The following is a 22,128-nucleotide window of genomic DNA, read 5'->3' on the forward strand; positions in this document are numbered from 1 at the left end:
AAATAAGGGACAAGGCATTCTTCAAAAGGCCATGGCGGATTGGAGAAAGCCCTGCCCTGTTCCGGAAAGAAGGAATATCAGATGGCTTATGTTTTATCGGAATTGAACCGGTCCGGCCTTCCGCCACTTTTGCAGGGGATCGAGAAGGAAGAACAGTGGAGCGAAAAGCTGTCGCATATTCGTGCGGTATGGCTCGATTATATCGGCGGGCTGCCGGCAAGACCGGCTGTCGATCTGCGGGTGCATTCCAGCAGCAAACGGGCCGGCTATACCCAGCTTCATATCTCCTACAGCGCCGCCCTCGGGGATCGGATAACGGCGTATCTCCTCCTTCCGGACAAGTTGGAGGCTACCCGTCCCGCAGGTACCACCATGGCAGACGGCTATCCCGCCGTCCTCGCTCTTCATCCCACGATTGATCAGGGGAAAGACGACATTGCCTTGCCGACGGGAAGGGAAAACCGGAGGTATGCGCTCGAATTGGTGCAGCGCGGCTACGTGGTGCTCGCTCCGGATGCCCTGACTGCCGGCGAACGGATCTCCCCCGGGTATCCCGCTTTTCACACCGGTCCTTTTTATGAGCAATACCCGGAATGGACCATTGTCGCCAAAAACATCTCGGACCATATGCAGGGTCTGGACGTCTTGTGCTCCCTCGATTACGTGAATCCTAAGGCGATCGGGGCCATCGGACATTCGTTCGGCGGCTATAACTCGTATTTCCTCGCGGGCATGGACCGGCGGGTCCGAGCCGTTGTATCCAGCTGCGGCTTCAGCCCGTTTACGAATGATCCGGAGCCCGATCATTGGACGTACCGGGCTTATCCCTATACGCATATTCCCAAAATTGCGGCGGATTTGCATGTGGACCGCGTCCCGTTCGAATTTCATGAAATTGTTGCTCTGTGCGCGCCCGTGCCGTCCTTTCACTACGCCGGACAGGAGGACCACATCTTCCCTCACTGGAAAGCCGTTGGAGAAGGGATGCTGGAGCTTTCGAAGCTGTATCGCTGGTTGGGTCGGGAGGAGCGGTTCCGGTCGATTCTGGGATCGGGAAGCCATGACTTTCCGGAAGAGATTCGCCTGCTGGCTTACCGGTTTTTGGATCATTGGCTGAAGGGGAACCGGGATGCTTAACCTGGTTCCTGACTGCTCCTCAGTACGGAAATCTCCAAATTCCGCTGCACAGAGTCGCTCGTTCCCCGCTGCGTTCTTAGCAATCGGCCCCAATCTGCTGGGTGGCTTCCCCCAGGTTAAGGGGCCTTTTTTTCGTTGGGCCGGGCCGGTCACATTGACATTCCTTTTCCGGGTTGAATATAATGGGGATACCAAATATATGAATAAATGCTCATTTGTTAAGGGGATGACAAGCATGAGCCGTTCGAACGGGCAGCAGCAAACGCATAAGCAGGAGCTTCTTCTCCTGGGCTTGGACTGCGCCAACTGTGCGCAGAAGCTGGAAAGGGGAGTGAGCGGCATCCCGGGGGTGACCTCCTGCTCCGTCGATTTCCTGTCCCGCACGATGAGACTGGAAAGCCCGGCGGGACAGGAGGATGCCGTTCGGGAGGAAGCCGTCCGGAAGATCCGCTCCCTGGAGCCTCACATCCGGGTACAGAAAGCGGGCCGGGATGAGCATGGCCACGCTGATCACGCCGGTCATGCCCATGCCCGGGAGGAAGAGGGGCGTTCGCATGACCACGGAGAGCATGGGCATTCCCACGATCACGGAGCCGGCGGCAGCCGGGTGCTGCTGATTCGGATCGCGATTGGCCTGATCCTCACCGCAGTTGGGGTGTTCGCTCCGGTCTCCGGGCTGCCGGAGCTCGGCCTGTTCCTGCTCGCCTATGTCACGGTTGGGGGAACGGTTGTCCTGCAGGCGGTCCGCAACCTGGTGAGGGGTCAGGTGTTTGATGAGAATTTCCTGATGGCTCTCGCGACGATCGGGGCCTTTGCCATCGGGCAGTACGCCGAAGGGGTAGCCGTTATGCTGTTCTACCAGGCGGGCGAATGGTTCCAGGGACTGGCCGTTAACCGGTCCCGCCGGTCGATTCAGTCCTTGATGGACATCCGTCCGGACTATGCCAATCTGCTTGCCGGCAGTGAAACGAAGCGTGTAAAACCCGAGCAGGTTCAGATCGGAGACCGCCTGCTCATCAAGCCGGGTGAGAAGGTGCCGCTTGACGGCATCGTGCGGGAGGGAAGCTCCCAGCTGGATACGTCCGCCCTGACGGGCGAATCCGTGCCGAGGGAGGTAGCGGAAGGCGATCCGGTGCTGAGCGGGTCCATCAACAAGAACGGGCTCTTGACCGTAGAGGTCACGAAGGGGTACGGGGAATCGACCGTTTCCAAAATTCTCGAGTTGGTCCGCGAGGCCAGCAGCCGGAAAGCCCCTACGGAGAATTTCATCACCCGGTTTGCCCGTACCTACACGCCCGCGGTGGTCGGGATCGCCGTGCTGCTCGCTGTGCTTCCTCCCCTGCTGGTGGAAGGAGCGACCTTTGGCGACTGGCTTTACCGGGCCTTGATCTTTCTCGTTATTTCTTGTCCGTGCGCCTTGGTTATTTCCATTCCTCTCGGATTTTTCGGCGGAATCGGAGCCGCTTCCCGGGCAGGGGTGCTTGTGAAGGGCGGCAGCTATCTCGAAGCGTTGAACGACGCGGCTTACGTCGTCTTTGACAAGACGGGGACGCTTACCAAAGGGGTCTTTCAAGTGACGGCCCTTAAGCCGTCCGGATCCTTCTCCCCGGAGGAGCTCCTCGAATACGCCGCTTACGCGGAGGCCCACTCGACCCATCCTATTGCGGAATCGATCCGCCAAGCTTACGGCAAAGCTTTGGACGGGAACCGGATGAGCGGGTATAACGAAATCCCGGGACACGGGATTCAGGTAAGCGTAGGCGGAAAAGAGGTGCTCGCCGGCAACGCGAAGCTGATGGAAAGAGAAGGCGTTGCCTTTGCGCCCCCGGAAGATACCGGAACCTTGGTTCACGTGGCCATCGATCAAGCTTACGCCGGGTATATCGTCATTTCGGATGAAGTGAAGGAGAATGCGGCGGAAGCCATCCGGGCTCTCAAGCGTTACGGCATTCGCCGGACGGTTATGCTGACCGGCGATGCCCGGGCCACGGCAGAGGCGGTGGGCCGCCGGCTCGGGCTGGACGAAGTCCATGCCGAGCTGCTCCCCCAACATAAGGTGGAGGAAATCGAGAAGCTGGATAAGCAGAAATCCGGGAAGGACAAAGTGATCTTTGTCGGCGACGGGATTAACGATACTCCCGTTCTGGCGAGGGCGGATATCGGCGTCGCCATGGGAGGGCTCGGCTCGGATGCCGCCATCGAAGCCGCGGATATCGTCCTGATGACCGACGAGCCGTCGAAGCTGCTCGCCGCCCTTCGCATCGCCCGGAAGACGCGGCGGATCGTATGGCAAAATATCGGGTTCGCTTTAGGGGTGAAGGGGATTTTCCTGCTGCTGGGGGCGTTGGGGTTCGCCACCATGTGGGAGGCCGTCTTCTCGGATGTCGGCGTTACGCTGCTGGCCGTCTTGAACGCCATGCGCATACTGAAGGAAACGGGGAAAGAAGTCTAACCGAGTGCCGGAAGGCCAACGGGAATGGTCCAGTGCCTTATCCAGTAACTTTATTTACGGATAAGGCACTAGGGGGCCATTCCTATTTTTATTGGGCTGTATCTAAAGCTTCTCGAACGTGCGCAGCCGGGTAATCCTGTGGCAGACCCCGTAAAGAAGAATGTAAATGAAGAAGGACCACCAGCTCCGCCAGTGGAGAGGCTGGTAGAAGCCGAGCCATTGGAATAAAGCCTCCCCGGCAAAGGCGCTGATTCCCGCGAAAAGGACGGCCTTCAGAAGAGGGGAAGAATCAGGCTTGACCTGCATGAAGAACATGATCATGACCGGAATCAGGCAGAAATCCCAAGGGACGTAGCTAGGGATGGTGGGAATGGCAAGTCCCGTATAGTACCAAAGTCCGTATTCCACTCCGATAAAATCAAACCAGGAGGAAATGATCAGAGCCATAAAGCCGCCAAGCAGAAGTCTTCCAGTGCTGTCCTTTTTGCGGAAGCGGAACCAGAGTGCCCAAGGGATCAGGGCAAAGCTCCACGACAGCCAGAAATCCCACTTAAAGAGAGTCTCGTGAGTCCAGTATTCGATATATTCCCGGTTGGTGGCGGAGACTTTCTTGAAGAATCCTCCGATTTTCTCGATCTTGTCCGGGTTCTGAAGCGGCATGGCTTACCCCTCCCCAAGCATATATCTACAGGCTTCCCGTTCCCGCTTCTTCCTAACCGGATGGCTCGGCGGAGGAGAGATGCTTCAGGTGAAAGGAGCGCTCCGCCGTAGGCGGGCGTCTCGGCTTTGCTGATTCTGGCCTAGCTTGAACGGAGCACGGAGCCTATCAAAAAAGCCCACCCGAGCAGGCAGGCTGCTAGAGGGTGAGCATAGGAAGGTCAAATGGTTAAAAAGATAGAGGAATAAAAAGCAGGAAAGGAGTTGCAGAATGGCGAAGAAAATGATAAGATAAAAGCTGTCACGTTCATCTTATCCATAATGATTCATACATAATTAATTATATCATAATGGCGGGTGGATGTCAACTAGGCTATTCTAACGGAAACCAACTTAAGGGAGGTCGGAAGAATGGAAACGGAAACCGATCGGGAACGGGATGTACGGGGAGAGGAAGCCCCGCGTTCCGTCAGCTCTTTCGATAACCAAGAGGAGCAGGACTTGCCTTCCTTTAAGGATCTTAAGGTAGACGACCCCGTTCGTCTATATTTGAAGGAGATTGGCCGGGTGCAGCTGCTTTCAGCTGAAGAAGAGCTGGAGCTCGCGACCCGGGTTCAGCAGGGGGACGAGGCGGCCAAAAACCGGCTGGCGGAAGCCAACCTCCGGCTGGTCGTCAGCATTGCCCGCCGCTATGTGGGCAGGGGAATGCTGCTTCTGGACCTCATTCAGGAGGGCAACATGGGGCTGATGAGGGCCGTCGATAAATTCGACCCCGACAAAGGCTTCAAGTTCAGCACCTATGCCACCTGGTGGATCCGCCAGGCCATTACCCGCGCCATTGCGGATCAGGCCCGGACCATCCGGCTCCCCGTCCACATGGTGGAGACGGTCAACAAGTTCTCGCGCGTTTCCCGCCAGCTTCACCAGGACCTCGGCAGGGAGCCAAGTGTCGAGGAGATTGCCGCCGCCATGGAGACCGGGCCGGATAAGGTGCGGGAGCTCATGAAGCTGGTCATGGAGCCGGTGTCGCTGCACACTCCGGTCGGCGAAGAGCCGGATTCGCTTCTGGGCGATTTTATCGAGGACCAGGAAGTGTCGGCCCCGGCGGATATGGCCGTATCGAGCCAGCTCAAGGAGCAGCTGGAGGATGTGCTGGATACGCTGACCGAGCGGGAGGAGAACGTTCTCCGTCTCCGCTACGGCTTGAACGATGGAAGAGCCCGGACGCTGGAGGAAGTAGGCAAGGTGTTCGGTGTCACGCGGGAGAGAATCCGCCAGATTGAAGCGAAGGCTTTGCGGAAGCTCCGGCATCCGAGCCGCAGCAAGCAGATCCGGGACTTTCTGGAATAAGCCACAAGCTTGAGAGTGGGGAAGAGAGGCGTCCGTAGGGACGTCTCTTTTTGCTGCACCGGCAACGGGTGAGGAGCGAAGGGCCGTCTTTTTTGGGCGGGGCAAGCATAAAGTGATCAAGAGGACGATGGTGCCCATCGGCGAGCCAAGGAGGGAGGCCGTTCATGACACTGGTCAAGCGGAGGTGGAAAAGCCGGCCGCGCTCCAAAAGCATAAAGCGGAATATTTTCATCACGCTGGTGATCCTTCTGCTGGTGTCGCTTCAATCCTTCATCTACATCGAGAAGAACCTGAAGCCGCCGCTCATGAACCTGGCCAAAATCCGGCTGAAGCAGCTCGCCACCCAATCGATCAACTCGGCCATTACGGATCATATTGCCCAGGGAACCCAATTCGACAAGCTCATCGAGTGGAGAACGGACAATGCCGGCAAGACGGCCGGCTTCATGCTGAATTATGCCGAGCATGTGAAGATAACAGCCGATACGGTTAACCGCGTCAACAGCACGCTGGCCAACCTCAAAGCCATGCCTGAGCACATTCCCTTGGGGCAGGCGATGAACAGCGCCATTCTCGCCTCGTTCGGGCCGGATATTCCAATCCGGCTGGTGCCGGCCGGGGCGGCCAAGGTCGATCTTAACACGCGCTCGCAAAATGTAGGAATCAACATGGTGCTGGTGGAGGTATACATCCGGATCATCGCGGAGGTTACGATCATCATCCCATTCGATGCGGAGCCGGAGATCGTCGAGACCGAGCTTCCCATCTCGTACGTGCTCGTCGTCGGGGATACCCCAATGTACTACATGGACAACAAAGGCAATCCCGTAGGAGGGACGCTGCCTCCGAACGTCTCGCTGCCGAATCTCAGCGTGGGCCCCGGGGCGGCCCAGGGAGGAAGCTCCGGTCCATCCACCATGACCGGGTCGGGCGTAACGGGCAGCGGCGCTTCGGATAAAGCCGGGAAATAAATTTTATTTGATGACATGACTCAGTTTATCGGGGTTTCGGACAATGTATAAGTTACGAATCAAATGGCCCTCGACATGAAGCATCAACACCGAATCAACGCCCTTACGGGATGAAAGAATAATTCCGGGTTGCCCATTTATTTCAACGACTTTAACCGCAGCTTCATCCGTGGTAGAAACCTGGCGGATCGGACCAAGAAGAAACCGTGCCACACGATCCGGCGTTATGATCGGATTGATGGCGGCTTGGACTTTGCCTCCTCCATCGGAGACTAGTATAACCTCCTGATCAAGCATGGATAAGAGTTGATTCATGTTCCCTTGTTTGAGTGCGGCTAAGAAGCCATAGACCCACTCATAGTCAGCTGACTCCCGATGAACCAGATCCTCGGAGGTAAGCCCCATCTTGGCATGCGCACGGCTGAAGAGCTTGCGGCAATTCGCTTCGCTTTTCTCAACGAGTGTGGCGATCTCCTGATAATCAAAACCCAACGCCTCACGAAGAACAAAAACGGCCCGTTCCGATGGGGTCAGCCGCTCTAAGAGAGCGATCATGGCATAAGACAAGAGATCGTCCCGGACGACCGATTCCATCGAATCCTCATTCGAACTTAAGAAGGGCTCCGGAAGCCATTCCCCAAAATATTCCTCCCGCCTCTTACGCGCCGATTTGTATAAATCCCGGCAGCGGTTCGTGACCATTTTACACAGATAAGCTTTCGGTTCAGCCAATTTATCTTCCGGCACGTCGTAGACCTTTAGAAATACATCCTGAACAACATCCTCCGCATCCGATACCGATCCGGTCAGTTGATAGGCGAGCTTGAACAACAGCCTCTTATACTTCGTATACAGCTCCTGCATCTATTCCCTTCCATTCTTTTTTTAATTTTTCGCCAATTTCCGCTAGTAATAAAACGAGAATAGGGACGGTTTTGTGACAAGGACAAGCAAAAACCGCATAGGATAAGATCCCCCCGCACCGTTCATAATATCCACCAAGGGGGTGACCATCCATGAGTTCCATAAGCACGAGTATTAAAGCTAATGAAGCCTATCTCCGAAACCAATTCGAAAGTTGCTCGGACGTGGTATTCCGCTCTTTTATTTTAGAGGATGAAACCCTATTGTTGATTGTCTATCTTGATGGAATGACTCAACTGCAAAGCGTAGAGAGCAACATTCTTAAACCGCTTCTTTATAGCGGGTTACCGCAGGGCCTGGACCGAATGCAGTCTCTTGCCGGGATGTTCAGCCGCGAATGGCTTCCTTTAACGAATGTAAAAAAGGATGAATCCCTCGAAGACCTGGTCCATCATATCCTGCAAGGAAGTTTGGGAATATTGGTAGATGGCGAAGCTTCTGCGCTCCTCCTGCAGGTCCAAGGCTATGAGAAGAGAAGCATCGAAGAACCGAAAAAAGAATCGACCTTGCGCGGATCCAAGGAAGGTTTCGTCGAGAATATCCGGACGAATACGTCGCTCATTAGACGAAGGATCCTTCACCCGCATCTAAAGATGGAGTCTTATACGATAGGCAAATACACGCAGACCGAAGTGGTTCTTACTTACATGCAGGGCCTTGCGGACGAGAAAGTATTATCGGAAGTAAGGAAAAAGCTCGGCGAGATCGAATTAGACGGTGTCATCGATTCCGCCTATATCGAAGAATGGCTCGAGAACCGCCCTTTCTCCATCTTCTCGCAAATCCAGAATACCGAACGTCCGGATATCGTGACCGCCTGTTTACTAGAGGGAAAAGTCGCTCTCCTTACGAACGGAACCCCCTTTGCCCTTATTCTTCCCATTACCTTCTGGTCAGGTCTTCAATCGGCGGACGACTATTTCGAGAGATTTGTATTCGTCATTTTAACCCGGTTCATCCGATACCTGATGACCTTCATCTCTTTCTCCCTGCCTGCTTTGTACGTAGCACTGACGACCTTCCATCCGGAGATGATCCCCAGCACGCTCATGCTCAGTATCGCGGCCGCGAGGCAAAGCTCGCCGTTTCCGACCGTAATCGAAGTCTTTCTAATGATGATCATATTCGACGGTTTGCAAGAAGCCGGCGTTCATCTTCCCACTCAGCTCGGTTCGGTCGTCAGCATCATTGGAGCGCTGATAATCGGACAAGCCGCCGTCGAAGCCGGCATCATATCGACGCCGATCATCATCGTCATATCCTTAACGGGCATCGCGGCTTACACGATCCCGAGATATAGCGCTGCCCTTCCCTTTCGAATCATCCGGTACCTTCTGCTGTTCATTTCGGCCCTGCTCGGCTTCATGGGCTTTGCGTTAGGCATGATCTTCTTAATGATTCACCTCGTCATGCTCGAATCCTTCGGTAAGCCGTTTATGAGCCCGATAGCCCCGTTCGACGGCAAACGGTTTAGAGACCTGATCATCCGCTATCCCTTCTGGATCAAGAATGGCCGGAATAAGAAAGAGCGTCAGACATGATCCGATTCGTCCTCCTGGCTTGCGTCTCTCTTACCCTTGCGCTTATTTCCTCCGGCTGCACGGATTTTGTCGAACCGAATCAACTGGCTGGCGTCTTGGGGACGGCGATTGATCATGGCGAGGACGGGATGATTGAAGTCAGCCATCAGATCGTTATCCCTTCTCAGCTGGAAGGCCCGTCTAAGGGAGGAGGCTCCGGCAATTCGAATCCTTTTCTCGTCATGTCCGCCACAGGCCAGGATGTTTTCCAAGCCACTCAGAAAATCCAGTTTAAAATGTCCCGCCGATTGATTACGAACCATCGCAGCATAATCGCGATCAGCGAAGAGTATTTCCGGCGGAACGACGTAAGAAAACTGTTCGATAAACTGTTCCGGGATCCTGCCAACAATCTGAGGGACATCATCGTCCTGATTAAAGGAAGCAGCGCCAAGGAGTTCATCATGCTTAAGCATCCCATAGAATCTCTCTCCAGCATAGGCGCTGCAAAAGAGCTGCAGATTAACGGGATGAGCGGGTTCTCCTCGAGGCAATTCCTTATCGATAGCTTCTTGAAAGGGAGCCGGCCTCTGATCCCGGTCCTCCAAATCGAAAGTTTGAAGAGGAGCCCTAAAAAAACCGATCCGACTGCCCTCTTATCCGGTTTCGCCGTTTTGGACCATAATCTTAAAATCAAAGGATTATTGGATGTCGAGGAAGGCTCCGGAGCCCTCTGGATGATGGGAAAAGGCACCTATCATGGGGCAACGGTCCCATGGAAAAATGGCATAGTATCGCTGCGTTTAACCCAACTTCACCGCCGGATTTCCTCCGCTGCCGGCCAGGATCCGAAACGCATCGTTTTAACCGTGAAGGCGCAGGCTTACCTTCTGGAAAATTCATCCCAACGGGACATGTCCGAGGCCGATAACATGGTCGAGCTTCAGAAGGGAATTAACGAGCAAATCCAAAAGGAATTGCAGGGTACGATAGATAAAGTCCAGCGGTGGGGGCCAGATGTATTCGGCATCGGCGAGTACCTTCATCGCCAAAACCCTTATTGGTGGAAATCCCAGGAAGACGATTGGGATGAAAAATTTAAGAATATAGACGTTAGCGTCAAAGCGGATATTCTGCTCCGATCCACCGGAGTGAGCGGCGCACCTTTGAAATGAATACGGAGAGGAAGGGATGCCGGGTGAAAGTAAGCGGTTATCAGATGTTCTGGATGATTAGCATCTCCTCCATGATCATGTTTTCCTATCTTCCCATCAAATTAGCCGCTGAGAAAGCTCACCAGGATAGTTGGATTTCCATTCTGCTGGGGAGCATGATCATGATGGCCGTTACCTGGCTCATTCTCCGGGTATGCAAGCAGAACAAGGAAAAAACGTTAGTCGGTTTCATGAAGGATCTATTGGGAACCTTGCTCGGCAAAATCATCGTCACCGTGTATTTTCTGCATTGGTTCATGCAAATGTCCTTTTTAGCAAAAGGAACAGCGGATTTCCATAATTTGGTTATCCTTCATAACACGCCAATGTTCGTCATCTTATTCTGTTTGATCGTTCTCGTTGCTTATGCGGTGTATAAAGGGGGAATTACGGCCATCAGCCGCTGCGCGGAAATCATCGGCCCCTTTTTCGTGACCGTGCTGTATGTGCAGCTGTTTCTGAATCCTCAAGACATGGATATGAAGAGGATTTTGCCTGTTTATGCCGACTCCGGGTGGTTTTCTATTCTGGAGGGCGCTTTTCGATCGTTTAATTATATGGTCGATCCTTCGATCATTCTCATGCTGTTCTTTTTCGCCGAGAACAAGCAAACGGTCTCGCGTGCGATCCTATGGGGAACGGCGGTTGCGATGGGGTGGGGCGTATTGGCCACACTGGTTGTTCTTTTTGTTACCGGACCGAATCTTGCCGCTGAAATGGTCTACCCCGTGTATTCCATGACGAAGTTTGTATCCATCCTGAATTTCGTTCAGAATATCGATGCTTTTTACATTCCGCTTTGGATTTTCGGGGCCTTTATAAAAGTATCGGTATGCTTGTTTATCCTAAGTTACGGGTTATCCGAGTGGACCGGCTTCAAAAATTGGAAGCTGATCGGCTGCATCATAGCGGTCATCTGGCTGGCGTTCGTCATCTACAGCCCGCACAACATCCGGATTTCCAATACGCTCAAGAACATGCTGCTTATCGGCTTCTTCTACCCGGTTGTCTACATAGGGATCCCTTTGATTTTATGGATAATCGGCAGCATAAAGAAACACCGTAGAGCGTGATTGTCACAGAATCCATCGGAGCGTCGTTATATCTTTGAAAGGCCAAACGCCTTATCCTAGTACAAAGAGGTGCGGTTCATGACACAACGTCTAAATTATATGCAGCAATCCCCGGAATTTTTTAAGAAGCTGATGGAATTCAGCAGCGCCGAGAAGAATAGTGCGATAGAGGAGAAGATTCGTCTTCTTGTTCATATCCGGGCATCGCAGATCAACGGGTGCGGATTCTGCCTGGATATGCACGTGAAAGAGGCCAAGATCCATGGGGAGAGCGAGCTGCGCCTCTACCATATCTCGATTTGGCGGGAATCGCCTCTGTTTAGCCCGCGGGAACGAGCCGCGTTGGAATGGACCGAGATCTTGACAAAAATACCCGAGCATGGGGTGTCCGATGACCTTTATGATCGTGTTCGCAGGGAGTTGTCGGAGAAAGAAATTTCGGATTTGACCTTCTCCATCATGGCGATCAATGCCTGGAACCGCGTTAACGTCGCCTTCCAGACGGTGCCGGGTTCTGCTGATGCGGCATTTGGATTAACGAAAGCGGGTCTGAGTTGATTTCTCTACCTGCAAATGGCATCTTCCTAACAAAACCCGGCGTTTATTAGCCGGGTTTTGTGTTTTTATATTCATACTTTTTTTGCTCCCGGGATCCGGGTCCCACGGGTACGCAAGTTAAATCCTTACGCTGGTCAATTAGAAAACATAGTTAACTATTACAATATATGATAAGTTGGAGGCGTAATCCGCATTTATAAGGAATCTCAGCGATGGGGAAAGAATGAAGGAGGAACTGCGTTGGATAATAACCGCTTGTTGGAAACGTCTAGATCCTGGCTCGGGCAGCTGACGGAGTGGAGAAGGGATTTTCACCGTAATCCGGAATTGGGTTATGAGGAGCATCGGACTGCAGGCATTGTCGTCGATCACCTCCGAAGCTTGGGCTTGGAGACCCGTACGGGAATCGGGAAGACGGGGGTAGTCGGACTTTTGCGCGGTCAGGAACCGGGACCCACCTTCCTGCTGCGGGCGGATATGGATGCCTTGCCGATCCCCGACGGCAAACCGGTGCTTTATCGTTCGACCGTACAGGGAAAAGCGCATCTTTGCGGACACGATGCCCATACGGCTATGCTGATGGGGGCGGCCAAGCTCCTGGCGGAGAGGGGCTTGCCGAGAGGCAATGTCAAGTTTATGTTTCAGCCTGCCGAAGAAGGAGGAGCTGGAGCGAAAGCGATGGTGGAGGACGGTGTCCTGCAGGATCCGAAGGTCGATGCGGCCGCTGCGCTTCACGTCTCGCCTTTTTGCCCCGTCGGCAAAATAACCGTCTCCAAGGGACCGGCTTGGGCGGCCACCGACTCCCTCCGGATCAAAATTATCGGAAAAGGCGGACATGCGGCGGGTCCCCATCATACGGTAGATTCGATTCCGATCGCGGCTCAAGTGATTACCGCGCTTCAGCAAATTGTCAGCCGGCAGGTGGACCCGCTCGATTCGGCCGTGGTCACGATCGGCAAGATTAACGGCGGGCATGCGGTAAATGCCATAGCGTCGGAGGTTGAGCTTCTCGGCACCGTCCGGACGCTGAACCCCAAGCTCCGGGAGCAGATGAGGGTAAAGGTTGAAGCCATTGTCAAGGGAGTTACGGAAGCGTTCGGTGCCGGATACGAGCTTGAGCTGCGGGAGGGTTATCCGATCGTGGTGAATGATGATTCCATGTACGAGCTTTTTACCAGAACAGCCGGGCAGGTCATGGGTTCGGAAAGCTGGGATTTGATTAACCCTACCATGGGAGGGGAAGACTTTGCCTTTGTCGCGCAGCAAGTGCCATCCGTTATGTTTCGTTTGGGCGTCTGCGGCGGGGAAGAGACCGCCTATCCCCTGCATCATCCGTTATTTGATCTTGATGAAAGCGCCATGCCGTTCGGTTCGGCCCTGCTTGCCGCGATAGCGATAAATTACTTGGAGGCGCATCCATAAGTTCCTTTGGAAAAGGGAGGGGTTACAAAATGTTGAATATGTTCAGCACCAGAATGGATTTTCAAACGAAAGAGTGCTTTACGGCGGTGCTGCCGGTTGGGGCGATCGAGCAGCACGGCAGCCATCTGCCGGTGGGGACCGATGCGATCATTGCAGAGGAAATCGCGTCCCGCCTGGCGGAAAGGCTGGATGCTTATCTCTTGCCCTGCGTGAGCATTTCCTCATCGATCGAGCATAGAGAGAGCAAGGGAACGGTGTATCTGAAAGCGGATACCTTAGCGTTGGTTATCCGGGACATAGCGGAATCGCTCCGGTATACGGGCTTTAAGCGGTTGGTCCTCTTCAGCGGACACGGCGGCAACTGGATCCTGAAGCCCACGATCCGCCAGCTTAACCGGGATTTCCGGGAGAGAGGCGAAGAGATGGAGTTGATCCTGATCCCGTCCACTATCGCGTTGAACCGGCTGCATGAGATTGCCAAGCATGTGCAGGGCGACCTGCATGCCGGAGAGAAGGAAACGTCCCTTATGCTCTATCTTTGCCCGGAACATGTTAAAGATATCATTCCGGAGGAGGAGCCTACCGCGGTGCCGCAGGATTTTATGGATTATTTCGACGTGACGGAAATGACAGCAGACGGATACTGGGGCTTTCCGCAAGAAGCGACAGCGGACAAAGGCCGCCGCTTGCTCGATTTGACGGTGGACTGTGCGGTAGACTTTTTGGACAAGATCGAAAGCGAACGTAAAAGAATAACAGCCAAACGGTGATTCCCCCCGACGTTGCCCGGGATCATCCTAGTGCCTTATCCGGTAACTTTGTTGGGTAAGCCATATGCTTTAAAGCGGTGCCGTACGGTTGATGACTTTGGCCTGCCGATCCGCACGAATAACGGCTTGGGAGGCTTTGAGAATATCCTCATGCGTCTGTAAGGCGGGATGTCCTTGAAGCCTGCCCATAAAATCCTCCAGGATCGTGACGGGCGGCGATTCGGGCACGACCCTGTGCAGAGCCTGCGTATCCGTCACCAGCAGCAGCAACCCTTCCTTCGCTATAAGCGGGTCACCCGAAAGCCTAAGCTCCGCACTCCCCTTGGTGCCGGTTACGAAAATTCGGCAGTCGCCCCATGTCCAGCTGCTGCCGGCTGTATACCAGTCGGCATACAACTGGGCGGCAATACCACCCTCCATATACACCTGAACCCCGGCCGAATCGTAAAAATCCGGGTACTCCGGAAACCCGTTTTTCGCGATAAAGCCTTCCAGATCCGAAATCTCCCTGCCCGTCAAATAACGAAGCAAATCCATGTCGTGAATGAGCAGATCGATGATAATGCCGCCGTTCCGTTCTTTGGAAAAATGCCAGGCCGGACGGCTGGCGGGATGGAGGCGGTGGGGCTTGCGCGTTGTAATCGAGAGAAGACGGCCCAGCTCCCCCGCGTCAATCCGCTTCTTCAGGGAATATAGGAGCGGACTGAAACGGCCCGCGACCAGCATGCCGATCTGGATGCGCCCCCGATCCATGACGCCCTTCAGCCGGGAAAGGCCTTCGTCGGTCGTCACGACCGGCTTGTCGACCATTACGTGCTTGCCGTGCTTCTCACACCACTCGATGACATCGATCTTCTCCGCGTTGATCGAAGCACATCCGATCACTTCAACCTCCGGTGAGGATAGCAGAGATTCAGGGTCGGATACAAGCGGTACCCCATAAGTCTCCGACAGCTTTCCGGCAAGCTCCCCATTTTCCTGCTCATAAATGCCTGCGCAAGTATACCCCAGCTTCAGCATCCCGCTAATAAAATTTCCGATATGCGGATGCTGGCAGCCGATAATTCCAAACCTTCCCGCTTTCATTAGCTCGCCCCCCTTTACCCGTATTATACGGATCCCGGTTTGTTCTGTAATCCTTTGCGTAAGCGGAAAACGGCAAAGTTTAATAATCACCCAGTAAAGAATAACTTTGAGAGGTACAAAGTGGGCGTGGGGAGGAGATATAATGATGACAAACAGGACGGAGGCGAATCGGAAGTGAAGACAAATACCATGACGGACATGGAAACGATGAGGCCCAGCACGAATATAACAGCGGTGCGGGGATCTCGGTTCTGGAAACGGGTAAGGAAACAGCATATCCTGCTGTGGATGTCCGTTCCGATCATGCTGCACCTTGCGCTGTTCCAGTTCGTCCCCCTGTGGGGATGGCTGATGGCGTTCAAGGACTATAATATCGGACAAAGCCTGTGGGAAGCTAAATGGGTAGGATTGGAGCATTTCCGAACTTTGCTCGGACATGACGATTTTATCAAGGCTCTCCGCAACAACTTTGCCATGAACACCATGCAGCTATTAGTAGGAACTTTATCCTCCATAGGACTAGCCGTCGTGCTGAGCGAACTGAGGAGCAAAACATTCGTCCGCATCGTCCAGACGATGACGTATCTGCCTCACTTCGTTTCCATGGTCGTCGTGGCGAATATATTCGTCATGCTGTTGTCCCCGGACAACGGCCTCGTCAATGAATTGCTCATCAAGTGGGGTTGGGCGGAAGAAGGGATCTTCTTCTTCGGGAAAGCGACATGGTTTTGGGTGCTGCATACGATTATTCTCTCCTGGAAAGGCTTCGGCTGGGGGGCGATCATCTATCTGGCGGCCATCGCGGGAATCGACCCGAGCTTATACGATGCGGCGCAGGTGGATGGAGCAAGCCGTTGGCAGCGCGTGAAGTACATTATCATTCCCTGCATTATGCCTACCGTGATCCTGCTATTGATCCTGTCCATCGGCAACCTGATGACCGGCGGCTTCGAATCGCAGTTCCTGCTCGGGAACGTCATCAATGCGGAATATTCCGAGGTGATCTCGATCCTCGCGTTACGGCTGGGGCTTAACGAAGGCGACTTTTCCTTCGGTACGGCAGTCGGGATCTTCAACTCGGTCGTCAGCCTTACCTTGGTCCTGATCGTCAATGCGATCGCCCGCAGATACCAAGCCAACCTCTTTTAAAGATTGGAGAGATCTCGACTATGCTTCAACACCGAACCGCGGGAGAACGGATCTTCGATGCCTTGTTATACGCGCTTCTGACTGTGGCGGCCATCTCTACCGTATACCCCTTTCTTTATCTGCTGGTCCTGTCGCTGAACGAAACGACGGATGCCTTAAAAGGCGGCCTTTATCTGCTGCCGCGTAAATTTACTCTCGAGAACTACCTCTATGTGTTCCAGAACGATAAGCTGGTGAGAGCGACGATCAACTCCGTGCTCCGTACCGTGATTCAAACCGTGCTGTCCGTATTCTGCTGCGGAATGCTTGCTTACGTCCTCAGCCGGAGGGATTTTATCTTTCGGAAACTGTTCAGCTTCATACTCGTGATCACCATTTATGTCAGCGGAGGCCTAATCCCCACTTACTTACTGATCAAGAGCCTCGGGCTAATGAATACATTCGCGGTGTATATTGTTCCGGGCATTGTAAGCGCCTTCTACATTTTTGTTATGAGGACATTTTTCGAGCAGCTGCCCGAAGGGCTGGTGGAATCCGCCTATATTGACGGAGCGAATGATTTCCGGATTTACACCCTGATCATTTTAAGAATCAGCCTGCCGGTCGTCGCAACCGTAGCCCTCTATGTCGCCGTAAACGAATGGAATTCTTGGTTCGATAATTACTTGTACAACAGCCGCAACGAGAAGCTGGCGGTCCTGCAGTATGAATTGCAAAAAATGATTCAAACCGTCGAGACCAATTCTTCCGATTCCGGAGATAACAATGGCCCTCGAATCATTTCACCTATGACGATCAAGGCCACCCTGACCATTCTTGTCACGCTCCCCATTTTGTTCGTTTATCCTTTCCTGCAAAAATATTTCGTTAAGGGCCTGACCTTAGGGGCTATGAAGGATTGATTTCACGGCTGCTCCGTCAACCGGCCTTACGCGGAGACAGTCTGAAATAAATGGAACGATAAAGAATCGGAGGTCACAGACGAATGCTAAAAAGAAAAAAAATCAATCTGTTAGCCGCTGTGTTATTGACCGGAAGCTTAATGGCTACCGCGTGTTCGAAGGATGCAGCCCCGTCGAATTCACCGTCTCCTTCCAGCGCCCCTACGGCATCGGGACCGCCTGCCAAAACGCCCTTTACTTTCACGATGAACACGGACAATCCGAAGATCAACTGGAACAATGAAGTGGCCCAGGAAATTACGAAGCGTACCGGCGCCACCATCAAGTGGGATGTCATTACCGGCGATTTCCGTACCAAAATGAACGTTTGGCTTGCCGCAAACGACTATCCGGAAGTCATCAATATCCACGATAACACGCTGCAGTCCTACATTACGGCGAAAGCCGTTCTCGATCTGACCCCGCTGATCAAGGAGCACGCCCCCAACATCATGAAGGCCTTCAATAACGACCTGTCCATCTTACAGCAGCCGGACGGAAAGATTTACGGGCTTCTCCAGCCTCCAACGAAGAAGGTCGAAAATCTCAACCAAGCGGGATGGATTGCCATTCAATCGGCTGTCCTGAAGGATGCGGGCTATCCTCCCATCAAGACACTGGATGACGTCCGCAATCTCGTCGCCAATTATATGAAGAAATATCCGGAGATCGGAGGCGGCAAGACGATCGGATTCTCCAACTATGGAGCCGCTAACCAGCTGTATAATGTATTCGATACCGCTGCCCGTTCTTATGCAGGCTTGCCAACGACCGCTCAATACTTCGTCGACGATCAGAACAACGCGCGTCTTCGTTTCTTTGAGCCCGGCTATACCGACCTCTTTAAATTTTTCAACAAAGTGAATGCGGAAGGACTTTTCGATCCCGAATCCCTGGTCCAAACGCAGGAGCAGTTTACGACGAAATGCAACCAAGGCCGCGTGCTCGTTATCTTCGGCGGAGGCGGAAACTGCAACGGCTCCCTGGAAAAAAACAATATGGTGGACCGTACCTACGTGTCGTTTGATATCGTCGCTCCCGGAAAAACAAAATTGATCGTGAAGCCTAGCACGAACCCTAGCAGGGGCGGGGACATGTGGCTGTCGATTACGAAGAACGCCAAGGACCCGGTACGCATCATTCAATTCTACGACGATATGTACAAATTGGAGAACCAGATCCTAGTGGGATGGGGAATCGAAGGAAAATACTATAAAGTGGAAAACGGCAAACGGGTCGTGACGGATTGGCTGGTTAACGAATATAAGAACAAGCCGGATACCTTCTGGGAAGATTTGGGTATGGGTTATGCACGTCCTCTATCGACCAATTATGCTTCCGGATTTACTTTGTCGGATGGCGATTATGCCATGTGGCAGAGCTCACAAAGCTGGATTTCCAAAAACATGAATGCCGTTTCCGTTGAAACGCTTGCGAAATACGGCGCGAAAACACCGGCTGATCTTCTGGTCAAGGGAACGGAGAAGGACTACGGATTCGCAGAATCGACGATCAAATGGACGGACGACATCAAGAAATTCAATACGGAAGCCATTGCGGAGTGGGGCAAAGCGCTGCCGAAGTTCATTCTTGAGAAGGATGCGTCTAAGCTGGACGGCATCTGGGCGGATCTGGAGAAGACCTTGAAGGCTAAAGGGCTGGATAAACAAAACAAAGACGTCACCGACATTTATCAGGAGACATTGAAAACCCTCAAGAAGTAAAAAGCGAGAAAAAAGGGCCGTTCCGCAAAGCAGGCAGCTGCTTCGGAAACGGCCCTTTTCACGATTACCCTTTCATCCCCGGCTCCCATAATACCGCTCAGCAAAAAGACGGCTCAGCTCCGACCGCCCAATTCGATTTTCGTGCTCCACCTGTTTTAGCTCAATCGTACCGTTCGTTATCGTAATATAATGAGCCGCAAGAGAAGGATCTTCGGGACGGTTATACCCTACGCTGCCCGGATTCATCCATAAGCAGTCGTTACTTAGATAGGTGACGGAAGGGATGTGCGTATGACCGAAAATCAACCTCTTCTTGGGGCGATGCTCTTTGGTTTGTTGATTCCAAAAGCCCATAAACTCCTGTAAGCTGCCGATCGTTTCATAGCCTTTGTAGAGATGCTGCAAGCTGTAAGAGACTTCATCGAGCTGAAAATCGATTTGCTTCGGTAAGGTTTCCAAATAAGCGATAGAGGACTCCTTTATCTTTCTGGCGTTGACAATCGGCCACGTAAGCTGGTCATCCGGAAGATCTTCGAGATGCTTGCCACTGCGAAACGTTTGGATGACGAGTTCATCATGATTTCCTTTGACGGAAATGATTTTGTTTTCCCGAACACAATCGATGACTTCCTGCGGATAGAAGCCGACATCCACCAAATCTCCGGCGCAGTAAATCAGATCGGAATCCTTTTCCTTCCGGATAATCGCTTCCAGCGAACCGACATTGCTGTGTACATCGGACAGGATTAGCAGCTTCATGTCTTGTCTCCTTGTCTTGCCCATGTCTTGCCCATGTTTTGCTGGGCTTATAGGAATCATATTCCGCCTTATTCCTTTGCACAATGGGGGGATTCATCAGGAATGAATTGACTCGGCAAAAGACAATTCTCTCTAATGGTGAAGGGGTCGAACCTGTGTCACTCTAGGTACATAACGATTAGGCAGGAAGGATGGGAAGGATGAAAATTTACGTCAGTGTAGATATGGAAGGAATAGCGGGAATCGCTTACAAGGAACAAACGACACGGGGAGAGCTGTTGTACCCGGAATCGCGGCAGCTGCTCACCGATGAAGTTAACGCCGTAGTCGAAGCCTTAGTCCAAGCAGGAGCGGAGGAGATCATCGTCAAGGATGCTCACGCCACCGGCTTAAACTTCTTATATGACCGCCTGCATCCCTCGGCATCCTATGTCCTGGGTCCGGCGGTAATGGCCAATCGTTTCCCCGGTTTGGATGCCACCTTCGACGGGGCCGTGCTGATCGGGTATCACGCCATGGCGGGTACCCAGGAGGCCATACTGGATCATTCCTGGAGCTTTGCCGACATTTATGGCCTCGAGCTCAATGGTGCGCCAATCGGCGAAATCGGCTTTGAAGCCCTTCTGTTTGGGCTGCACGGGGTCCCGGTCATTTTTGTTTCCGGTGACGATAAAACCTGTGCCGAAGCGAAGCGCCAGCTGGGTTCGGTGTTTACCTATGAGACCAAAAAAGCGACAGGCCGGCATTCCGGACTGCTTAAGGCGCCTAAACGGGTCTACGCGGAAATCGGGGGGGTTATGGGAGAGGCCGTGAGACGAAGAAAAGAGTGCAGCGCCTATTCGATCCCGGGTCCCTATGAAATGAAGATAAGCTACATGAATACCAGCCTGGCGGATGCCCATTATTATAATGAGACGGATACGTTCCGGCTTGACGGAAGGACGAGGCTGCTAAAAGATGATGACTTACTGCGGCTGCTCTCACGCACTTTTCATTAAAGGCTGCCGTAACGGCGGGCAAGGGGTGTAGATTGATCGGTTATTCGGCTTTGCTTGGCGCAGTGTTGATTTGGGCCCTGTCCTATATCGTCATGAAAGCGGCAGCAACGGAGTATCCCCAGGTGCTCTTCCAATTTTGGAGGTATGCCGCCGTGGCGGTCCTCTATTCCGTTTGCTTCCATCGTTCGATAAAGAAAATTCCATTTTCGCTTTGGAGGATCGGGCTGCTGCCCTACGGATTGGCCAATTTTGTTCTGAGCTTATTCTCCATCTATGCGGTGCAGTATACGACCCCGACCAGAGTGGTAGTCATCAACAGCTTGATCATCGGGGTCGTTCCGCTGCTGAGATGGCTCCATGACGGGGACAAGCCGGTTCGCGTTGAAAAATGGGCGATTGTCCTTGCGCTTACAGGCATCGCGCTGCTGGTGGAACCGAAGGACAGCGCCCTGCAGCTGGGAGACGGTCTCGCCTTCGTCGGTATGCTCGGCTATGCTTACTCCATCGTTATTACCAATCGGATGCTCCTGACGGAACGGGCATCGGTTATCCAGGTGTCCTTCCTTGCCGTGGCGGGTTGTGCCGTTTATTTTACCGTGACGGCCCTTGTCTATGCCTGGTTCCATCCGGGCGGCTTGGCTCTGCGGCCCTTGCTGGCCCAGCCGATGACGATGGCAGGAGTCTTGTATATGGTTGCTTTTGTCTCTGTTGCGGCCAATTTGCTGCAGGTCTTCGGCCAACGCCGGCTGCCGCCGGTGACGGTATCCATTCTGTTCTGCCTGGAGCCTGCTGCGACAGCCGTGCTGGATTATTTCCTGTTGGGCCATGCTGCATCGGTTCGGGTCATCTTATGCGGAATTCTCCTCGTCGGAGCGACGATTATCACAACATTGCCGTACAAAGAAGCGACGAAAAGAGAGATCAGCATGCCGGGGAGTGAACAAACCGGAGCCATGGGGGACCATTAAAAACAGAATACCAAAATGGATGTATATTTGAATTCCGTCTTTGGCGCTGCATTTCAACCTTGCATTTTAGCCGCTCAGCATTAACACTTTGTAGTACTGCACTATCTAAAATCGCAATGAGAAGGATACCCCTAATCAATACCTGTTTTTTAGTCATAATTCTCCCTCTCAAAAATCATAGTTTCTACGAAACTTATTACTGATCTTGTCTATCCCCGCTTACCAGAATGGTAAAAAGAGCTGTCCACTTTTTGTGATACCATGACATAAGAGGAGGACCGCTATAATCAGAAGTAAAACGAAGCCAATTGGTCCAAGTTCTAAGAAAGAGTCCATGTTTGCTCCAGCAAAATGGTGTTCAATATGTAATTATGAGAACCTTCGAAGGAATAAGGCCTGCTGATAAATTGATCAGCAGGCCTAGGCTTATTATGGCTTCCATGTCGCTAAGTAGA

At 52.9% G+C, this 22,128-nt stretch carries 19 protein-coding genes and 1 pseudogene; 15 read left to right on the top strand and 5 right to left on the bottom strand.

From position 1 onward, the window contains the following. Nucleotides 1-81 precede the first annotated feature (81 nt). Nucleotides 82-1,137, top strand: coding sequence for an alpha/beta hydrolase family protein (locus MJA45_RS05755; RefSeq protein ID WP_315606314.1), 1,056 nt, complete (start codon nt 82-84; stop codon nt 1,135-1,137). Nucleotides 1,138-1,372: 235 nt separating this feature from the next. After that, on the top strand, nt 1,373-3,589 hold the full coding sequence (locus MJA45_RS05760) for a heavy metal translocating P-type ATPase (RefSeq protein WP_315606315.1): 2,217 nt from the start codon (nt 1,373-1,375) through the stop codon (nt 3,587-3,589). Nucleotides 3,590-3,691: 102 nt separating this feature from the next. Here the strand turns inward: MJA45_RS05760 and MJA45_RS05765 are convergent, their stop codons facing one another. Beyond that, nucleotides 3,692-4,249, bottom strand: a complete 558-nt coding sequence (locus MJA45_RS05765; RefSeq protein ID WP_315606316.1) for a CBO0543 family protein — start codon at nt 4,247-4,249, stop codon at nt 3,692-3,694. Between the two features lie 519 nt (nt 4,250-4,768). Between MJA45_RS05765 and rpoD the strand changes: the two are divergent. Continuing rightward, nucleotides 4,769-5,596 (top strand): annotated as a pseudogene (gene rpoD, locus MJA45_RS05770) (RNA polymerase sigma factor RpoD); the annotation flags it as partial. A gap of 164 nt (nt 5,597-5,760) precedes the next feature. Further along, nucleotides 5,761-6,567, top strand: a complete 807-nt coding sequence (gene yunB / locus MJA45_RS05775) for a sporulation protein YunB (protein WP_315606317.1) — start codon at nt 5,761-5,763, stop codon at nt 6,565-6,567. A gap of 3 nt (nt 6,568-6,570) precedes the next feature. Here the strand turns inward: yunB and MJA45_RS05780 are convergent, their stop codons facing one another. Further along, on the bottom strand, nt 6,571-7,431 hold the full coding sequence (locus MJA45_RS05780) for an RNA polymerase sigma-70 factor (RefSeq protein ID WP_315606318.1): 861 nt from the start codon (nt 7,429-7,431) through the stop codon (nt 6,571-6,573). Then, nucleotides 7,406-7,594 (bottom strand): hypothetical protein, encoded by a 189-nt coding sequence (locus tag MJA45_RS05785; RefSeq protein ID WP_315608129.1) that lies wholly within the window; start codon nt 7,592-7,594, stop codon nt 7,406-7,408. Before MJA45_RS05785 ends, MJA45_RS05780 begins: the two co-directional genes overlap by 26 nt. On the opposite strand from MJA45_RS05785, the gene MJA45_RS05790 reads away from it, so the two are divergent. The 6 genes from MJA45_RS05790 (at nt 7,584) to MJA45_RS05815 (ending at nt 14,048) form a co-directional block, all read left to right on the top strand. After that, on the top strand, nt 7,584-9,032 hold the full coding sequence (locus MJA45_RS05790; protein ID WP_315606319.1) for a spore germination protein: 1,449 nt from the start codon (nt 7,584-7,586) through the stop codon (nt 9,030-9,032). The two genes, MJA45_RS05785 and MJA45_RS05790, sit on opposite strands and share 11 nt — an antisense overlap. Next, nucleotides 9,029-10,186, top strand: a complete 1,158-nt coding sequence (locus MJA45_RS05795) for a Ger(x)C family spore germination protein (RefSeq protein ID WP_315606320.1) — start codon at nt 9,029-9,031, stop codon at nt 10,184-10,186. Before MJA45_RS05790 ends, MJA45_RS05795 begins: the two co-directional genes overlap by 4 nt. Beyond that, nucleotides 10,183-11,298 carry a GerAB/ArcD/ProY family transporter gene (locus MJA45_RS05800; RefSeq protein WP_407083110.1) on the top strand — a complete coding sequence of 372 codons (1,116 nt, stop codon included), beginning with the start codon at nt 10,183-10,185 and terminating at the stop codon, nt 11,296-11,298. Before MJA45_RS05795 ends, MJA45_RS05800 begins: the two co-directional genes overlap by 4 nt. A 78-nt stretch (nt 11,299-11,376) precedes the next feature. Continuing rightward, nucleotides 11,377-11,856, top strand: a complete 480-nt coding sequence (locus MJA45_RS05805) for a carboxymuconolactone decarboxylase family protein (protein ID WP_315606322.1) — start codon at nt 11,377-11,379, stop codon at nt 11,854-11,856. A 240-nt stretch (nt 11,857-12,096) separates the two neighbouring features. After that, nucleotides 12,097-13,278, top strand: coding sequence for a M20 metallopeptidase family protein (locus MJA45_RS05810; protein ID WP_315606323.1), 1,182 nt, complete (start codon nt 12,097-12,099; stop codon nt 13,276-13,278). Between the two features lie 53 nt (nt 13,279-13,331). Next, nucleotides 13,332-14,048, top strand: coding sequence for a creatininase family protein (locus MJA45_RS05815; protein ID WP_315606324.1), 717 nt, complete (start codon nt 13,332-13,334; stop codon nt 14,046-14,048). A 69-nt stretch (nt 14,049-14,117) separates the two neighbouring features. Here MJA45_RS05815 and MJA45_RS05820 read toward each other — a convergent pair whose 3' ends face one another. Further along, the gene (locus MJA45_RS05820; protein ID WP_315606325.1) at nt 14,118-15,134 is read right to left on the bottom strand and encodes a Gfo/Idh/MocA family protein; all 1,017 of its coding nucleotides are present in this window, start codon (nt 15,132-15,134) and stop codon (nt 14,118-14,120) included. Between the two features lie 174 nt (nt 15,135-15,308). Here MJA45_RS05820 and MJA45_RS05825 point away from each other — a divergent pair, with 174 nt between their 5' ends. From MJA45_RS05825 to MJA45_RS05835, 3 genes are all read left to right on the top strand, one after another. Further along, nucleotides 15,309-16,283: an ABC transporter permease gene (locus tag MJA45_RS05825; RefSeq protein ID WP_315606326.1), complete on the top strand. Its 975-nt coding sequence runs from the start codon at nt 15,309-15,311 to the stop codon at nt 16,281-16,283. A 20-nt stretch (nt 16,284-16,303) separates the two neighbouring features. After that, nucleotides 16,304-17,185 (top strand): carbohydrate ABC transporter permease, encoded by an 882-nt coding sequence (locus tag MJA45_RS05830; RefSeq protein ID WP_315606327.1) that lies wholly within the window; start codon nt 16,304-16,306, stop codon nt 17,183-17,185. Between the two features lie 83 nt (nt 17,186-17,268). Continuing rightward, nucleotides 17,269-18,948: a type 2 periplasmic-binding domain-containing protein gene (locus MJA45_RS05835; RefSeq protein WP_315606328.1), complete on the top strand. Its 1,680-nt coding sequence runs from the start codon at nt 17,269-17,271 to the stop codon at nt 18,946-18,948. Nucleotides 18,949-19,020: 72 nt separating this feature from the next. Here the strand turns inward: MJA45_RS05835 and MJA45_RS05840 are convergent, their stop codons facing one another. Continuing rightward, nucleotides 19,021-19,707 (bottom strand): metallophosphoesterase family protein, encoded by a 687-nt coding sequence (locus tag MJA45_RS05840; RefSeq protein ID WP_315606329.1) that lies wholly within the window; start codon nt 19,705-19,707, stop codon nt 19,021-19,023. Between the two features lie 200 nt (nt 19,708-19,907). Between MJA45_RS05840 and MJA45_RS05845 the strand changes: the two genes are divergently transcribed. Then, nucleotides 19,908-20,705: a M55 family metallopeptidase gene (locus MJA45_RS05845; protein ID WP_315606330.1), complete on the top strand. Its 798-nt coding sequence runs from the start codon at nt 19,908-19,910 to the stop codon at nt 20,703-20,705. Between the two features lie 32 nt (nt 20,706-20,737). Then, nucleotides 20,738-21,673: a DMT family transporter gene (locus MJA45_RS05850; RefSeq protein ID WP_315606331.1), complete on the top strand. Its 936-nt coding sequence runs from the start codon at nt 20,738-20,740 to the stop codon at nt 21,671-21,673. Nucleotides 21,674-22,128 lie beyond the last annotated feature (455 nt).

Origin of the sequence: Paenibacillus aurantius (assembly GCF_032268605.1) — a bacterium.
In the GTDB taxonomy this organism is placed as follows: Bacteria; Bacillota; Bacilli; order Paenibacillales; family NBRC-103111; genus Paenibacillus_AO; species Paenibacillus_AO aurantius.